The sequence below is a fragment of the Vibrio sp. SCSIO 43132 genome (assembly GCF_019904195.1).
Classification (GTDB): Bacteria; Pseudomonadota; Gammaproteobacteria; order Enterobacterales; family Vibrionaceae; genus Vibrio; species Vibrio nigripulchritudo.
Genome location: NZ_CP063199.1, coordinates 1,213,784 through 1,230,749 on the forward strand (window position 1 = coordinate 1,213,784; position 16,966 = coordinate 1,230,749).

13 protein-coding genes and 1 pseudogene are annotated in these 16,966 nt (G+C 47.3%); 8 read left to right on the top strand and 6 right to left on the bottom strand.

From position 1 onward, the window contains the following. Nucleotides 1–10 precede the first annotated feature (10 nt). The 3 genes from INR79_RS05480 to gap all read right to left on the bottom strand — a co-directional run bounded on the left by INR79_RS05480 (nucleotide 11) and on the right by gap (nucleotide 3,069). Nucleotides 11–721 carry a winged helix-turn-helix domain-containing protein gene (locus tag INR79_RS05480; protein WP_038124064.1) on the bottom strand — a complete coding sequence of 237 codons (711 nt, stop codon included), beginning with the start codon at nucleotides 719–721 and terminating at the stop codon, nucleotides 11–13. Nucleotides 722–1,052: 331 nt separating this feature from the next. Beyond that, the gene (locus INR79_RS05485; RefSeq protein WP_223096310.1) at nucleotides 1,053–1,940 is read right to left on the bottom strand and encodes a D-hexose-6-phosphate mutarotase; all 888 of its coding nucleotides are present in this window, start codon (nucleotides 1,938–1,940) and stop codon (nucleotides 1,053–1,055) included. Nucleotides 1,941–2,073: 133 nt separating this feature from the next. After that, nucleotides 2,074–3,069 carry a type I glyceraldehyde-3-phosphate dehydrogenase gene (gap, locus tag INR79_RS05490; protein ID WP_004402194.1) on the bottom strand — a complete coding sequence of 332 codons (996 nt, stop codon included), beginning with the start codon at nucleotides 3,067–3,069 and terminating at the stop codon, nucleotides 2,074–2,076. Nucleotides 3,070–3,407: 338 nt separating this feature from the next. On the opposite strand from gap, the gene msrB (INR79_RS05495) reads away from it, so the two are divergent. Then, nucleotides 3,408–3,827 (top strand): peptide-methionine (R)-S-oxide reductase MsrB, encoded by a 420-nt coding sequence (gene msrB, locus INR79_RS05495; protein ID WP_223096312.1) that lies wholly within the window; start codon nucleotides 3,408–3,410, stop codon nucleotides 3,825–3,827. Between the two features lie 50 nt (nucleotides 3,828–3,877). Here the strand turns inward: msrB (INR79_RS05495) and INR79_RS05500 are convergent, their stop codons facing one another. After that, nucleotides 3,878–4,708, bottom strand: coding sequence for a DUF2989 domain-containing protein (locus tag INR79_RS05500; RefSeq protein WP_004402192.1), 831 nt, complete (start codon nucleotides 4,706–4,708; stop codon nucleotides 3,878–3,880). A 111-nt stretch (nucleotides 4,709–4,819) separates the two neighbouring features. On the opposite strand from INR79_RS05500, the gene INR79_RS05505 reads away from it, so the two are divergent. After that, nucleotides 4,820–5,107 (top strand): YeaC family protein, encoded by a 288-nt coding sequence (locus INR79_RS05505; protein WP_004402191.1) that lies wholly within the window; start codon nucleotides 4,820–4,822, stop codon nucleotides 5,105–5,107. Nucleotides 5,108–5,163: 56 nt separating this feature from the next. Here the strand turns inward: INR79_RS05505 and ansA are convergent, their stop codons facing one another. Further along, the gene (ansA, locus tag INR79_RS05510; protein WP_223096314.1) at nucleotides 5,164–6,177 is read right to left on the bottom strand and encodes an asparaginase; all 1,014 of its coding nucleotides are present in this window, start codon (nucleotides 6,175–6,177) and stop codon (nucleotides 5,164–5,166) included. A gap of 152 nt (nucleotides 6,178–6,329) precedes the next feature. After that, the gene (gene sppA / locus INR79_RS05515) at nucleotides 6,330–8,180 is read right to left on the bottom strand and encodes a signal peptide peptidase SppA (protein WP_004402189.1); all 1,851 of its coding nucleotides are present in this window, start codon (nucleotides 8,178–8,180) and stop codon (nucleotides 6,330–6,332) included. Between the two features lie 170 nt (nucleotides 8,181–8,350). Between sppA and INR79_RS05520 the strand changes: the two genes are divergently transcribed. From INR79_RS05520 to INR79_RS05545, 6 genes and pseudogenes are all read left to right on the top strand, one after another. Continuing rightward, on the top strand, nucleotides 8,351–10,354 hold the full coding sequence (locus INR79_RS05520; RefSeq protein ID WP_223096316.1) for an NADPH-dependent 2,4-dienoyl-CoA reductase: 2,004 nt from the start codon (nucleotides 8,351–8,353) through the stop codon (nucleotides 10,352–10,354). Nucleotides 10,355–10,462: 108 nt separating this feature from the next. Continuing rightward, nucleotides 10,463–11,011, top strand: a complete 549-nt coding sequence (locus INR79_RS05525) for an NAD(P)H nitroreductase (protein WP_004402187.1) — start codon at nucleotides 10,463–10,465, stop codon at nucleotides 11,009–11,011. Between the two features lie 88 nt (nucleotides 11,012–11,099). Then, on the top strand, nucleotides 11,100–13,079 hold the full coding sequence (locus INR79_RS05530; RefSeq protein WP_223096318.1) for a DNA topoisomerase III: 1,980 nt from the start codon (nucleotides 11,100–11,102) through the stop codon (nucleotides 13,077–13,079). Between the two features lie 112 nt (nucleotides 13,080–13,191). Continuing rightward, nucleotides 13,192–14,324: pseudogene (gene msrB, locus INR79_RS05535) on the top strand (peptide-methionine (R)-S-oxide reductase MsrB). Between the two features lie 219 nt (nucleotides 14,325–14,543). Next, complete coding sequence (locus tag INR79_RS05540; protein WP_223096320.1) at nucleotides 14,544–15,431, top strand: NAD(P)-dependent oxidoreductase; 888 nt, start codon at nucleotides 14,544–14,546, stop codon at nucleotides 15,429–15,431. Then, the gene (locus INR79_RS05545) at nucleotides 15,428–16,966 is read left to right on the top strand and encodes an aldehyde dehydrogenase family protein (protein ID WP_223096322.1); all 1,539 of its coding nucleotides are present in this window, start codon (nucleotides 15,428–15,430) and stop codon (nucleotides 16,964–16,966) included. Before INR79_RS05540 ends, INR79_RS05545 begins: the two co-directional genes overlap by 4 nt.

The following is a 16,966-nucleotide window of genomic DNA, read 5'->3' on the forward strand; positions in this document are numbered from 1 at the left end:
AGGTCTCCGATCAATGATTGCTGGCGCAAAGCTGATAACCTTTACCACGAATGGTCTTGATTATCTGAGGGTTATGGGGGTCATCCAGCAATGTTCGCCTTAGTCTGGAGATTCTTCGGTCGATTGAACGATCTAAACCGTCGTATTCGTATCCACGAATTTGCTGCACTATGTCGTCACGAGATACTACCTGACCAGAGTTTTGAGCCAGCAAATGCAGCAACTCAAATTCGGCGGTAGTGAGTTGAATCTCCTGACCATTCAGCATCACCTGACGTTTTTGTAAATCAATTTTCAACGCACCAAAGTTCATGATCTGTGAGGATTCTGCGGTTAGGCTAGAACGCTGGCTGCGTCTTAGCAGGGCCCGTACTCGGGAAAGAAGCAATCTGGGCTGAACCTGCTTCACAATGTAGTCGTCTGCCCCCAGCTCCAGCCCCATCATCTGATCGATATCGTCATCCAATGCTGTTTGCATCAGTATCATGCCGCTGTAACCAGAGCGCACTTGTCTGCACACATCCATGCCAGACTGACCCGGTAACATCACGTCCAGAATCACAATGTCAGGTTGATCGGACAAGATTCTGTCGGCAGCGTCTTTTCCATTTGCGACGTGGGTGACATTGAATTCGTGGTTTTCGAGGTAGTCCTGGATCAATCCAGCCAGTTCCATATCGTCTTCAACAAGCATCAAATTATATTGATTAGCTGAATCCATTAGATGCATTTCCTCTCCTTGACTTATTACAACCGAGTGTATTGCAATCTGATTAAACTGGTTGTGACGTTTTGTGACTGGAAGTGGTACAAAGCTATATCTATTGGGGATATAGAATGTGTAAAGGACACTGAAAGTCTAGAACATCAGGCGAGTGAACGATTATCTGATCTTACAAACGCTTTAATGTATTTTTGAAAATACAGTCTTAACAATGAAACTGGTAAATGGCAAGGCTTAATTTATAAAAGAGATCAATGGATTAGGAATTGGAAAAAGAAAAGCGACCCTATGGTCGCTTCGGTCATTCATCTTTAAAGGGCAACAGACCCTAATTTGCGAGTGAAATCGTGGTCGCTAACTGATGGCTTTCACCAGGCTGCAGAGTTTTACCTTCTTCAATGCTTGGTGCGTGTAGTGTGGACTCCACACACAGCATGGTTTGGTAACCGTCGTTCTGCATGTCTCCCATGCCTTCAGCGCCTTCTTTCCAAGGGTTCCAAAGCACTGCGGAGTTATGACCCTGATTCTCGATAACAATTGTGCGATCAAATGAAGAGTCAGACACGCGGATTTGTGCTTCTGGCTGAGTGTAAACGCGATCAATGGTGTCAGTCAGTTTGAGTACTTCACCGCCTTGGCAGACTTTGTCGTCCTGAAGGCTGTCGATGTACTCAGCGCCCATGCCAGTGGTTTCGGTATTCAGAATATCACCCACATTGAGATATGTATGAAGTGCTCCAGAGAAAGTCCACGCTTTGCTGTCTGTATTCTTTACATCCAACGTAATGGTGAGAGTGTCTGATATCTCTACATTCAGAATCGCTTCGAAGTCGAAATCCCAAATTGCTTTGGTTTCGGTATTAGGCTTTAGACCGAGGCTAACGATGACACCGTTTTCGTTTTCACGATGCTCAACCAGATCCCACTGACTGGAACGAGCGAAGCCGTGTGCAGGTGCAGCAATGCGACCAAACCATGGCCAGCAAACAGGCACGCCGCCTCGAAGTGCAGCTTTTCCATCAAACTTAGCTTCTTTACTCATCCAGATCAGGTCCTGCTGACCGCTGGGTTTGAAAGAAACAACGTGACCGCCATGCAATGCGATTCCCGCTTCTGCTTTTTCGTGAATAACACGAACAATTTTTACATTGTCTTTTTCTACAATCGAAACATTATCTGAGAGTACAGTCAGAGCGGGCAGAGTACGTAATTCCATCTTCTTTCCTGTTTTCTTTATTGCAAATAGAGGGATTGAACCTAGAGCGATGAACTCTAAGTACATAATAAAAAAGGCGACACAATGGTCGCCTTTTTTCAATCTTTCATCAAAGAAAGTCTTTAACTAATGCTTACTTAGAGATGTGAGCGATTAGGTCAAGAACTTTGTTTGAGTAACCGATTTCGTTGTCGTACCAAGATACAACTTTAACGAAGTTGTCAGTTAGAGCGATACCAGCTTTAGCATCGAATACTGAAGTTTGAACTTCACCGATGAAGTCTTGAGAAACAACTTGGTCTTCAGTGTAACCTAGAACACCTTTTAGGTCGCCTTCAGAAGCTTCTTTCATTGCTGCACAGATAGCTTCGTAAGATGCGCCTTCTTTCAGGTTAACTGTTAGGTCAACTACAGAAACGTTAGCAGTTGGTACGCGGAAAGCCATACCAGTTAGTTTGCCGTTTAGTTCTGGAAGAACAACGCCTACAGCTTTAGCAGCACCAGTTGAAGATGGGATGATGTTCTGAGAAGCACCACGACCACCACGCCAGTCTTTAGCAGAAGGACCGTCTACAGTCTTCTGAGTAGCAGTAGTTGCGTGAACTGTAGTCATAAGACCAGATTCGATACCGAACTTGTCGTTAAGAACTTTAGCGATAGGCGCTAGACAGTTAGTAGTACAAGATGCGTTAGAAACGATGTCTTGACCAGCGTAAGTGCTGTCGTTTACACCCATAACGAACATTGGAGTTGCGTCTTTAGATGGGCCAGTAAGAACAACTTTCTTAGCACCTGCAGTGATGTGCTGGCGAGCAGTTTCGTCAGTTAGGAAGATACCAGTTGCTTCTGCAACAACGTCAACACCGATTTGGTCCCACTGAAGTTCAGTTGGGTTGCGCTCTGCTGTTACACGTACAGTTTTGCCGTTAACGATTAGGTTTCCGCCTTCAACTTCAACAGTGCCGTTGAAACGACCGTGAGTTGAGTCGTACTTAAGCATGTATGCCATGTATTCTACGTCGATTAGGTCATTAATACCTACAACTTCGATGTCAGCACGCTCTTGAGCAGCGCGGAATACGAAACGACCGATACGGCCAAAACCGTTAATACCTACTTTGATAGTCATTATAGTTGCTCCACAACTTAATTTCTGATTAAAGATAACTGGTAGTAAAATTACAGAATCCAGTCAAAATCTGCAACAGATAATCAAGGTTAACTTGTCTAAAGTCAAAAAAAAGCGATGCTTTTTTTAACATATCTTTGCAAACGTATATTTTTTACACATGACTGCGTGGATCTAGCGCCAGCAATCATGCGCAGAAGTGTTCAGTCAACATCAGTGTGTCAAAAATGACGCACGGGTCATATTTCGGTTACGAAGTATGTGCTACAACCCCAGTCTTAGGCAAGACTTTGTTTAATGAAATGAATAAAAAATAAGAAAAATGGAGAAATATAAACGTGAACCAAAAGGTGCAACCAGTTGAAAAAACGGAGAAAGAATGGAGAGAACAACTGAGCGATGAGGAATTTCGTGTTTGTCGCCAGCAGGGGACTGAAGCCCCTTTTTCTGGAAAATTACTTCATAATAAACAGAGCGGTGAATACCTGTGTACCTGCTGTGAAATCCCACTTTTCCACTCGGATAACAAGTATGACTCGGGGTGTGGCTGGCCCAGCTTTGATGCCCCTATCAACGACACTGCAATACGATATCTGGAAGATCTGAGTCACGGAATGAAGAGGGTAGAAATTCGTTGTGCTGCCTGTGATAGCCATTTAGGTCACGTTTTTCCTGATGGACCTAAAACCACAGGTGAACGCTTTTGCGTTAACTCTGTGTCGTTAATTTTCAACAATAATAAAAAAGGTGATGTGTAACACATCACCTTTGAAAAAAACTTTCATATACGGAAACGAAAGTTCACACCCTACCATTTCCTGAGAGCATCGATTTCCGGAATCAAAGATGGTTTGTACTGACCATCTTTGATTGCATCAACCACATCATCTGCCAGATCATTGAGTTTACCCAGTTTTTCCTCCGGGAATGGATACAGCCTTCTCAAGTTACGATCCGAGGATACTGGGATTTCGTACTCCTTGCCGACCATTGCCCATATATAAGCGTATTCCAGATTGCCCAATGACTGGTTGGTACTGGCAAGCGACTTAATCACTTCATTATTCAGCTGACCTTTTTTGGTCAGAGTCAGCGCGTTTTCGAGCAGGGTAAGTGTTTTCTGCTTATCTCTATTGGCATAGTAAGTTGCCAATGCGTATTGCAGCTTAGCCGTATTAAGTTTTGCTGTACCTTCTAATTGCAGAAATTCTCTCTGGGCATCATCATCGCCCTGAGTCCAGCGGAAATACAAAGCATAAGGGTCTTTGGAGGACTTCAAATCGTGAAGGATGCGCTTTTGTTCATCATAGGTATGAACCAGAGCATTGAATCGCCTTTCTTTTAGATCACTTTGGTCAATAGGCTGAATCTGAGCTGCTAACTCAAGGCACTGCTGATATTCATGTAAGATCTCAAATTCTTTGAGCATCTTATCTACTGTGTTGTTACGCAATGCATCATAACGGTGCCAGATTAAATCGGTTCTTGGAATGCGGCATTGTCCGTCACGCATGTTGAGTTTTTCGCATCGAAGAGTAGGGTTTGCTTCGCACAATTCCCCGGTATTTTGGTGGGCTTCAAAACATCCTGAAAGCATTGAAGCTGAAGCGATACAGATTAGAAGTCGAGTATTTAGCATTGGTATCCCGCTTGTGATCTAAGGCTCTAATTTGTTGTCCATTACTTGACTAAGCATAGTAGCCGGATATGGTCTTATTCAAAACCTATTTGCTTATAATTAGGAAAGAAAGTGAATGTAGAGCAACTTATCGAAGCAATGACGCCCGAGGTATACGAGCGCTTAAATTATGCAGTAGAAACAGGGAAATGGCCAGATGGTACTCCGTTAAACCAAGAGCAGCGAGACTCCTGCATGCAAGCCGTTATGCTATATCAATCCAAGCATAACAACGAGGCGCAACACATGACGGTTGCCGCGGGTGGCGAAATAGAGTTTAAGTCAAAGGTTGAGCTGAAAAAAGAATTTTCCGAGAAGGAAGATGAAATCGCCCGAATAAAAATAGACAAAGATGAATGAAAAAGAGGAGGCGGTCGCCTCCTATTTATGTTTGTATTGAATAAGTTACGTTGGCCTTAAAGACTCATTTCACCGCGCAGCACTTTTTGCATTTCCGCTTTCACATCCTCATAGCCCAAATTCTGACTTAGCAGATAGTGGAGTTTAGCTAACGCCGCTTCATGGGTCATATCGTATCCGCTGATGACTCCGGCTTCTGCCAGCGCACATCCCGTCGCGTAACCACCCATATTCACTTTACCGGCTAAGCACTGGGTAAGGTTTACCACAATAACCCCACGTTCAGACGCTTCTTTCAGGTGTGCGAGCAGTTCTGGGTTTTGCGGTGCATTACCCACGCCAAAGGTCAGCAGAATCATTGCGTTTACAGGCTGGCGCAAGGTGTTGCGAATCACTTCATGAGAAATGCCAGGATACATAGTGATTACGCCGATAGGCTGCGGGATGATCTTATGAACTCTGAAGTCGCCTTCTGGCTTCTTGTCCACTTCAACGTGATTGCTTACCTGAATATTGATACCCGCTTCAAGCAGTGCAGGGAGATTAGGAGAAGTAAACGCGTTGAAGCCATCAGCATGAGACTTGGTACTTCGGTTGCCACGCATTAGCTGATTGTTGAAGAACAACGTCACTTCATTGATTGGGTAATTTGCCGCAATATGAAGGGCATTCAGCAGATTAGCCTGACCGTCCGAACGCAGCTCTGCCAAAGGAATCTGAGAGCCTGTCACGATGACAGGTTTACCCAGGTTTTCCAGCATAAAAGACAACGCAGAAGCGGTGTATGCCATGGTGTCTGTACCATGCAGGATCACGAAGCCGTCGTAATTGTCGTAGTTATCATGAATATCATCCGCAATCTGTTGCCAGTCCATCGGAGTCATGTCGGAAGAATCGATCAGAGGGTCGTATTCGTGGATGGTGTAATCCGGCATCTCAGGGCGATGAAACTCCGGCATGCTCTGTAGCTGTTTTTCCATAAACCCGGCGACTGGGATGTACCCTTGGTCAGACTTCTGCATTCCAATGGTGCCACCAGTGTAAGCGATGTAAATGTGTTTCTTTGGCATAAGGCTACGTTTCTAGTTGTTATACGTCATGGTGTTGGCGGGGATTATATCTGATTTTAGTCAAAACCCCAGAAGGATTCTCTTTTATTGTTGGATGGCTCTTACCTAAAAAAATAGACGCTGAAGCGTCTATTTTTTGATTGAAGAAGTGCCTATTGAACTTGGCAGTTTAAGCAGAATGCGTAATGCCCTTTGGGGTCATTGAAACTTTGCATAACGCTGAAGTCCTGTGATAGCTGTTTTGCTACCGGGCGTAGCGACTCAGGTACCATACTGTTCATATCAATACCCAGTTTTACAGAAATGTTCTTCATGATTTCCTGAATGAACTGCTCAGTTGAAGACAGCTGTTCTTCAACCCAGTAGATATTGTAAGACTCAAGACCAGCGAGTTCGGCAGCCAGTTTAACGGCGTCGTCAAAGTCACCCATCTGATCAACCAAACCAAAAGACATGGCGTCTTTTGCCGTCCAGACACGACCCTGAGCGACCTTATCTACATCTTCAATACTCATTTCTCGGTTTTCACCAACCAGCCCGATGAAGCGCTGGTAACCGTGTTCTATACCAAGCTGAATGGCTTCAGAAGCCGCAGGAGTCAGTCCACGTGTAATGCCCACACCAGAGAATGGCGAAGTACCAATACCATCGTTGTAGATACCAAGATTATTCAAGCCTTTTTCAAAGGTTGTAATCACGCTAAAGATACCAATAGAACCCGTTAGCGTCGTCGGCTGAGCAACAATCTTGTCTGCACTCATCGAAATCCAGTAACCACCTGATGCAGCTAGGCTAGACATGGAAACCACAACAGGTTTTCCTGCATCGCGCAGAGCCTGAACCTCATTTCGGATAACTTCAGATGCAAATGCGCTGCCGCCAGGGCTGTCAACGCGCAATACGACGGATTTTACTTTGTCGTCAATACGGGCGTCGCGAAGTAGTGATGCGACCGTATCTCCGCCAATAGTTCCGCGAGGCTGGTAACCATCCATAATAGCGCCGCTGGCTACCACAATAGCGACGTCGTCAGCAGCAAAGCTAGGTAATGGGTTCATGGTGGCTAGGTACTCGTAGTAACCCACATGGTTGAAGCTATCATTACCGTTACTGCCAAACTCTTCGACCAGCGCTTTACGCACTTGCTGGCGAGTTGCTAGCTCATCAACCAACCCTACTTTATGGGAAAGTAAGGCTAAATCACCTTTCGCTTCCTGCAGCAGATTCAGCATTTCGTCTTCACTTGGTGCCAGTGTTGCCGCTTCAATCTTACGATTTAAGGCGACATCATGAACAAAGGCATCCCAAAGCTGAGTAAGCCAACGCGAAGCCGATTCTTTCGCTTCATCGGACATGTCATTGCGAGTGAAGGGCTCAATGGCGGATTTGTAGGTGCCAACGCGGAAAACATGCGTGTTAACGTCCAGTTTCTCCAGCATGTCTTTGTAGTACAAATTGTAAGCGCCATAACCTTGGAGTAGCACTGCACCATCAGGTGCCATGTAGATCTTATCGGCATAGCTGGCTAAGTAATACTGGCTCTGATTGTAGAAGTCGCCAACCGCATAAACAGGCTTGCCAGAGGTTTTAAATTCGTTGATCGCCTTAGCGATGTACCGAAGTTTAGTCAGATTCGTTTCTGGCATTTCACGAAGAGCCAAAACCAATCCAGATACCTGATCGTCATTTTGTGCATAGCGAATGGCATCGACGATTTCGAACAATACGTTTTCTTTTGGTAATTCGTTCCCCAACAGCGAACCCGTAAAGGAATCCATTGGTGCAACGTAGGTGCTTTGTTCAACGATAGGACCAGATAAATTCATCACTAATGCTGAACGTTCCTGAACGACAGGACCTTCTGTATCTGCTTGGGTATAGACGAAGTAGATGATCGCCAGGGAAAACAAAAAGAACAGGTTGATAATCGCGAGACGCAGGAAGGAAATTGCCTTCCATATCCACTTAAAAATCAGACCTATAACTCGAAATAACTTTTTCATGTCTTTCCAATACAAGTACTTATGTAATTTCTCCATCCTACGTCATCTTGAGGCAGAAAAACACAGAAGATTGATCGTTGTTGAATAAATGTAAACAGGTGTTTGATTTTTTGTTTTAAGGGCTCTAAAGTGGTCAGACCATTACAATAAAACTAAAGTGAGCTCTCCCTATGTATTCAAATTTACTTTCACCGCTGGATCTGGGTTTTACCCAGCTCAGAAACCGAGTATTGATGGGTTCAATGCATACTGGTCTGGAAGAAGATAAGAAAGGCTTACATAAGCTTGCAGCCTTCTATGCCGAGCGTGCGAAAGGGGGAGTAGGTCTGATCGTCACTGGAGGATTCTCGCCAAATCTGCGCGGAAGGCTTCACCCGTTCAGCGCCGAGTTCAGCAAACCCAAACATGCCAATGCACACAAGGTAGTCACAGATGCAGTGCACGAGCATGGAGGGAAAATTGCGCTGCAACTTCTGCACGCAGGTCGATATGCCATGCACCCATTTTCTCAGAGTGCTTCGGGTATTCGTGCTCCCATCGCCAAGTTTGCACCAAGTGAAATGAGTCATCGTCAGATTCTAAAAACCATCGATGCTTTCGCTAACTCTGCATCTCTTGCTAAACAAGCGGGATACGACGGCGTCGAAGTGATGGGATCAGAAGGTTACCTCCTTAACCAGTTCATCTGTAAGCGCACCAATATGCGTTATGACGAATGGGGGGGGACCTACGAAAATCGGATGCGATTTCCGTTAGAAGTGGTGAGAGCAATTCGTGAAAAAGTGGGTGAAGAGTTCATCATTATCTTTCGGCTTTCCATGCTGGATTTAGTGGAAGAGGGAAGCACGTTTGAAGAAGTAATCATGCTGGCCAAAGAGCTGGAAAAAGCTGGCGTTTCCATCATCAACACCGGAATCGGCTGGCACGAAGCGCGAATCCCCACCATTGCCACACAAGTCCCGCGGAGCGCCTTTGCTTGGGTGACGGAGAAAGTGAAACCACACATCAATGTCCCTGTGATCACCTGTAACCGAATCAACACACCAGACGAAGGCGAGAAAATCATTGCATCGGGGCAAGCTGATATGGTGTCCATGGCAAGACCGTTTTTGGCCGACCCAGACTTTGTCAATAAAGCGGCAGCCAATCAAAGCCAACTGATCAACACCTGTATTGGTTGCAACCAAGCGTGTCTGGATAACGTTTTTAAAGGCAAGCGTGCAAGCTGCCTAGTGAACCCAAGAGCGTGCTACGAATCAGAAATCGTGGTGCAACCTGCGACCAGGAAAAAGAAAATTGCCGTCGTTGGGGCAGGTCCTGCTGGTCTGTCATTTGCGACCACGGCTTCCGAGCGGGGTCATCATGTCGACCTGTTCGAAAGAAACGATCGCATTGGCGGTCAGTTCCGTTTGGCCATGCAAATCCCCGGAAAAGAGGAATTTCGCGAAACCATTCGCTACTTTGCCAATCGCATTGACACCACGGGCGTCAACCTCATGCTGGAAACAGAAGTCACCTTTGACATGCTGGAAGGTTACGATGAAGTGGTGATGGCCTCAGGCGTAGCTCCCCGTGAAGTCAACATTGAGGGCTTCGATAATGCCGAGAAAGTGGTGGACTACCAGACACTGATTCGTGAAAAGACACCAGTAGGCGAAAAAGTCGCGATTATCGGAGCAGGAGGCATCGGAATCGATGTCGCCACTATGCTAACTGAACCAAACAGCCACGATTTGGACGATTGGTTACACGAATGGGGCATTGACAAGAATATCGAACATCCCGGCGGGTTATTCCCTTACCCAGATTCGGTGAGCGACAAAACCGTCTGGGTACTTCAACGCCGCCAAGGCAAAGTGGGGAAAGGACCGGGCAAAACCACAGGCTGGATCCACAAACGTACTCTGGAAAAGCGCGGAGTGAACCTGATTGGTGGTGTCAAGTATCAACGCCTGAATGGCAAAGGGCTGTATATCGAGCATAAAGGTGATGAAAAGCTTCTAGATGCCGATACGGTTATCGTTTGTGCAGGACAAGAGTCCGTTCGCCCATTTGAATCCGACTGGAGCAAGCTGGGTGATAAACTTCATATTATCGGTGGTGCGGATCATGCCGGTGAACTGGACGCGGTACGCGCTATTCGACAAGGTGTGAAGCTTGCGGTGGCTATTTAGGCTCTCAGATTGAGTTTAGGTCAACAGACCCTAATTAGCCCCTCACTCGCAGGGGCTAAATTTTTGCTGGATTGTGCTACATTTGGAAAAAACGAATAAGGACTTCAAATGGAAGCGTTAGACCTCTTACTGAATCGCCGCTCAATTGCCAAGCTTTCTGCTCCTGCACCAGAAGGTGAAGCACTTCAAAACATCATTAAAGCCGGGCTTCGAGCGCCTGACCATGCTGGCTTAACGCCTTGGCGCTTTGTGATTTCACAAGGTGAAGGTTTAGCAAAACTGGCTGACATTCTGGTTTCTGCGGCCGAAGCGGAAAACAGCGAAGAAGCTGTCATCGAAAAACTGAAAAATGCCCCTTTTCGCGCTCCTATGGTAATCACGGTGATCGCTAAGGTCACAGAAAATGAAAAAGTGCCTGCTTTGGAGCAATACCTTTCTGCGGGTTGTGCGGTTCAAGCGATGCAGATGGCAGCGGTCGCGCAAGGTTTTCAGGCATTCTGGCGTTCAGGTAGCTGGATGTTCCACCCGAAAGTGCATGAAGCCTTTGGGTTAGAAGGCAAAGACGAGATTGTCGGTTTCCTTTATGTGGGCACCCCAGGTTGTACACCAATGAAAGTGCCTGAGCGTGACCTCAGTCAGTTCGTGGAATTTTTATAACTGTATAAAAATACAGTTTCTTTCCTTGCATTCTCAAAGCCACATTAGATAATGTGGCTTTGTTTTATCTAGTGAACTTCATCCATTTATGTCTCGACTCATCATTGCCGAAAAACCCAGTTTAGGGCGCGCGATTGCCGCGGCACTTCCAAAACCCCAAAAGAATGAAAACGGGTGTATTCGGTGTAGTAATGGTGACATCGTGACTTGGTGTATTGGGCATTTGTTGGAGCAAGTGGAACCCGACGCCTACGATGAGCGTTACAAAAAATGGAACATGAATGACCTGCCGATTGTTCCAGACCAATGGCAACTCAGACCTCGCAAGACTTCAAGCAAACAGCTCACGGTGATCCGAAAGCTCTTAAAAGAAAGCAGCCACATCGTTCATGCAGGCGACCCTGATCGCGAAGGTCAGTTGCTGGTGGACGAAGTAATTGATTACTGCAAAGTTCCTAAAGGCAAAAAAGAGAACATGGAAAGGTTACTGATCAGCGACCTGAACTTGCCTGCGGTAAAGCGCGCGCTCTCTCAACTTCGTAGTAACCGGGATTTCATTCCTTTGTCTGTCTCTGCGCTGGCACGTTCTCGTGCCGACTGGCTGTATGGCATGAACATGTCACGCGCGTATACATTGCTTGGTCAAAAAGCCGGTTATCAGGGGGTGTTATCGGTAGGGCGCGTGCAAACCCCTGTACTGGGTTTGGTGGTTCGTCGAGACGAAGAAATCGAAAATTTTGTCCCGCGAGACTATTTCACCCTTCATGCGCTTATCCCTTATCAAGACCAGAATGGCAGCTTTGATATCCGAGCTCGTTGGAAACCAAGTGAAGCCTGTAAACCCTGGCAGGATGAAGAAGGGCGAGTCCTGAACCGAAAGCTGGTGGAAAACGTAGCCTCGCGCATTGCGGGTCAGCCAGCAACTGTTACCAAATCAGAGCAGAAGCAGACCAAGCAAGCTGCCCCTTTGCCTTACTCCCTTTCGGCGCTACAAATAGATGCCGCCAAGCGATTCGGCATGAGTGCTCAAGACGTGCTTAACGTCTGTCAGTCGCTTTACGAAAAACACAAACTCATCACTTACCCTCGTTCCGACAGTCGTTATTTGCCCTTGGAACATTTTGGGCAGGCGAAAGCTGTATCGGATGCCATTGCCAACAACTGCGGTGAATTGTCTCAAGCAGTACAGGGGGCGGATCTTTCTCGTAAATCCAAAGCGTGGAACGACAGCAAAGTCGATGCTCACCACGCCATCATCCCAACGCCAAAAAAAGCTTCGGTCAATGCGCTTTCTGGCAACGAAATGAAAATCTATAAGCAGATAGCCAGACAATACCTGATGCAGTTTTACCCTCCAGCGGTGTACGCCGAGGCTAAGTTAATTTTTGATATCGCAGGCGGCACTTTTATCGCGTCGGGCAAGCAATTGGTCGAGCCGGGTTGGAAAGTTCTGATGGGCAAAGAGAAAACGGAACAGGACGATGGCGTCGATACGGTGCCACCGCTGCCAGAAGGAACCGTATTAACCTGTCGAGAAGGGCAGATAAAAGACAGAAAAACCGAGCCACCTAAGCATTTTACCGAAGCAACCTTGTTGCAAGCCATGACGGGTATTGCCCGATTTGTCGAAGACAAAGAATTGAAAAAGATTCTGCGCGAAACAGATGGCTTAGGTACAGAGGCGACTCGCGCCGGAATACTGGATACCCTGTTTAAGCGAAAGCTACTGACTCGGCAAGGTAAGTCCATTCTCAGCTCGCCTGCGGGTCGAGGACTGGTGCATGCGCTGCCCAATGATTCCACTTACCCAGACATGACCGCCCATTGGGAACACCAGTTGCAGGGCATGGCGGAACGCAATCAGGCGTATCAGCCTTTTATGCAAGCACTTGAAACCAAGATCAATACCCTGATGGAGCAAGTAAAGTTTGGTCCTGTGCCTGAATCGCTCAGACACCTACCTAAAGTCGAGCGCCCAGCCTACAAAAAGCGCCGCAGCACAGGCAAAAGCTCGGCGAAGAAGTCAGGTTCAACGAGAAAACGCAGCTCTGGGTCGAAAAAGTCTTAGGTGTTCACTGCCCCCTATCGGACAGAGAATTTTTCATTCCCGTTGTAACTTTTTTCCCGATAGGTCTGTCTTTTTAAGTAACTCCATTGATAAAAAGCCGTTGAAGGAAGTTATGAATACAGTCTCAAAACTATTGGTGGGATTCTCTGTCCCAGTGCTGTTTATCTTACTCAGTCAAACCGGAACTGCAGATACGATGGAAGCCAAAGTCGCATCGGGTAAAACGGAAGTCACAACGTTAGCGGGTGGTTGTTTCTGGTGTACTGAATCCGATTTAGAAAAACTACCGGGTGTGCTGGATGTAGTATCTGGGTATTCTGGTGGCAAAGAAGAAAACCCAACCTATCGACAAGTCGCTTCTGGAAGAACGGGGCACATCGAAGTCATTAGCGTTAAGTTCGACACGAACGTGGTGAGCTATGAAGAAGTGTTGGATCACTTTTCCGCCATATCGACCCGACAGACAACAAAGGGTCATTCGTTGATCGCGGTGCTCACTACCGTCCTGCTGTTTTCTATCACAATATCGAGCAGAAACAGATTGCCGAGCAATTTATGATGGAAATCGACAAGGCGATGATCTTCCCAAAACCTTTGAAAACCGAACTGATCGAGTTTGATAAGTTTTATCCGGCGGAAGCCTACCACCAAGACTATTACAAAAAGAGCAGCCTGAAGTACAAGTACTACCGTTTCGCTTCGGGTCGCGACCAGTACTTAGACGAAGTGTTCGGTGATGATCGCAAAGCCAACCCCAAAACATTGCGCCAGTTGATTGATGCGAAAAATGCGCCTGCCGCCAAGGTATATGAAAAGCCTTCGGACGAGGAAATCAAAGGGAAGCTGACCAAACTTCAATACTACGTAACTCAAGAAGATGGTACGGAACGTCCATTTAACAACAAGTATTGGGATAACAAAGAAGCGGGCATTTATGTAGATATCGTTACTGGTGAGCCTCTGTTTTCGTCTACCGACAAATACAAATCGGGCACAGGCTGGCCAAGCTTTACCAAGCCGATCAATGCCAGCTATGTGGTAGAGAAAACCGATTTTAAACTGGTTTACCCAAGAACCGAGATTCGCAGTAAGTTTGGTGATTCTCACCTTGGTCATGTATTTAAAGACGGATCGAAACCAACAGGTCTGCGTTACTGCATGAACTCTGCTGCGATGAAATTTGTGCCAGTTGAGAAAATGGAGAGCCAAGGCTACGGCGACTACCTCTATTTGTTTGAAGCGTAACAGCGGTTTAGCTTTTCCTAATACCAATCAAAGAGGCGTTCCAGTGACGTCTCTTTTTCTTTCCGTATTTCCTCCAACCGCATTTACCCTCGCAACTCACTTTGCAGAGTTGTTTAATTTGGTGTTGCCAAAATTAGAACAATAAAGTGTCTATGTTGTCATTCTTCTATTTCTTATTAACGCCTACTATGTAGCTATGGTTGTTAATGGAATGTAACAGTGGACATTAAAAAGAGTATTGGATTAATCGGCCTTGGCAGTATGGGGTTGGGCATGGCGCAAACCCTGACTCGTGAAGGCTTCGAAGTATTTGGTCTCGACCCGTCAGCGCAGCAACAGCAAGCAGCTCGTACTCTCGGGGTCGCGGTGGTGCAAGATATTGAATCGCTCTGCCAGTCGGTCAATAACATTATTCTCTCCCTCCCCACCGCGAAACACGTGATGGCTGTAATTGAAGGCGAAGGCGGCATTATTGAACATGCTCAGCCAAACACCTTGATAATGGACACCACAACCTCCGAGCCAGAAGTCACCCGCAGGTTAGCAGACAAACTCAGCCGATTGGGTCACGCCATGCTGGACTGCCCCTTGAGTGGCGGAGCCGCTGGTGCGTCTGCTGGCACTATGGTGATTCTCGTGGGGGGTAGCGAAGAAGCGTTAGTGCGCGCCACGCCATTTTTGAATGCGTTAAGCGCAAAAGTGGTGCACTTAGGGGAATCGGGTAACGGGCATGTCGCGAAACTAGTAAACAACCTGCTGTGCGCCGCCCATCTGGTGACAACAGCCGAAGCCATCACTTTAGGTGAAAAAGCCGGATTGGATCCTGCTCTTTTGATTGAGGGGCTGAATGCGGGCTCTGGTCGAAGCGCAATAAGCGAAGTGAATTTTCCACGTTGGATATTGAACGAGCAGTTTGATTCTGGTTTCACCATGCAACTGATGCGTAAAGATTTGGGGCTCGCCAAAGTTTTGTTAGACGAATGCGGATTGTCCCTACCCATCTCAGAGAACGTTACCGAAATCTGGTCGCAGAGCGAAGAGTCGATCGAAGGCAGTGAAGATTTTAATCGCATTACCCAATACGTGAAAAAGGAGTCTGAATCATGAAAGTAGATATTCAGGAACATGGTCGTATTCAGGTTCAGGAGCTCCTGAAAACCTTATTGGGCAGCGATGCATTTGGTAGTTGGATCAACGGAGAGTTGGTGCAAGGTCAGGGTGATGACATCTCACTGACGAACCCCGCGACTGGCGGGAGCTTTCTTACCTATAAAGATGCCGGTGAAAGCCCTGTGGACGCCGCTGCGGATGCAGCGCAACGTGCTCAGAAAGCGTGGTGGAGCCTCACTGCGTTTGCCCGTGCTCAGGTAATGTGGAAATGCGGCGAAGCAATTCGCCAGCATGCGGATGATCTGGCGTGGCTGGAGTCCATTTCCGCTGGAAAGCCCGTTCGGGACTGCCGAATTGAAGTCGTGAAAGTAGCGGAGATGTTCGAATACTATGCCGGTTGGTGCGACAAACTCACGGGAGAAGTGATACCCGTCCCGACCAGTCATCTGAATTACACCCGCCACGAACCTTATGGAGTGGTGACTCAAATTACCCCTTGGAACGCCCCCATATTCACTGGTGGTTGGCAAATCGCACCTGCCATATGCGCAGGCAATGGCGTGCTGATAAAACCCAGTGAACTCACACCGCTGAGCACCACCGCGTTGGTCAAATTGATTGAAACGGCTGGAGTACCCAAAGGGCTGGTGAATGTGATCAACGGACTCGGACAAACCACAGGGGCTGCCGCTATTGCGCACAAAGTAACGAAAAAAGTCGTCTTTGTTGGCTCCCCTAAAACCGGAAGCCTTATCGCTTCTGCTGCCGCCCAGCGGGTCATTCCTTGCGTCCTTGAACTGGGTGGAAAGTCCGCCAATATCGTTTTCGATGATGCCGATCTCGACCGAGCCGTCATCGGGGCACAAGCGGCGGTTTTCTCAGCGGCAGGTCAGAGCTGCGTATCTGGGTCGCGATTACTGGTACAACAAAAGGTATACGATCAACTGACTGAGCGCCTGGCGTCTGCTGCCACAAAAATCCAGCAAGGGCTGCCCTGGCAGGAAGACACTATGGTCGGTCCCATCAACAATGCGCCTCAGTTCTCCCATATCCAGTCACTGGTTCAGCAGGGCATCTTGGACGGCGCATCGCTCGCCGCTGGTGGCAGACAAGCCGTCGTCGAGGGGGGAGAGTCAGGGTTTTTCTATACGCCTACGGTGCTGGCAAACGTGAATAATCAAATGTCGGTGGCGCAGGAAGAGATTTTCGGTCCTGTTGTGTCCGTGATTCCGTTTTCTGACGAAGAAGAAGCGGTCGCCATTGCTAACGACAGCAAGTTTGGACTGGCGGGTGCAGTATGGACCAAAGACGTTGGGCGAGCACACCGCATCGCCTCCCAAGTGAATGCCGGTACTTTTTGGGTCAATAGCTACAAAGCGATCAGCGTGATGTCGCCATTCGGGGGCTTTGGGGAGAGCGGCTATGGTCGCTCCAGCGGGCATGCAGGTCTTATGGAATACATGCAAACCAAGAGCGTGTGGGTAGAAACCGCGCAAGATCCTGCCATGACGTTTGGCTACTCGGTCGAATAG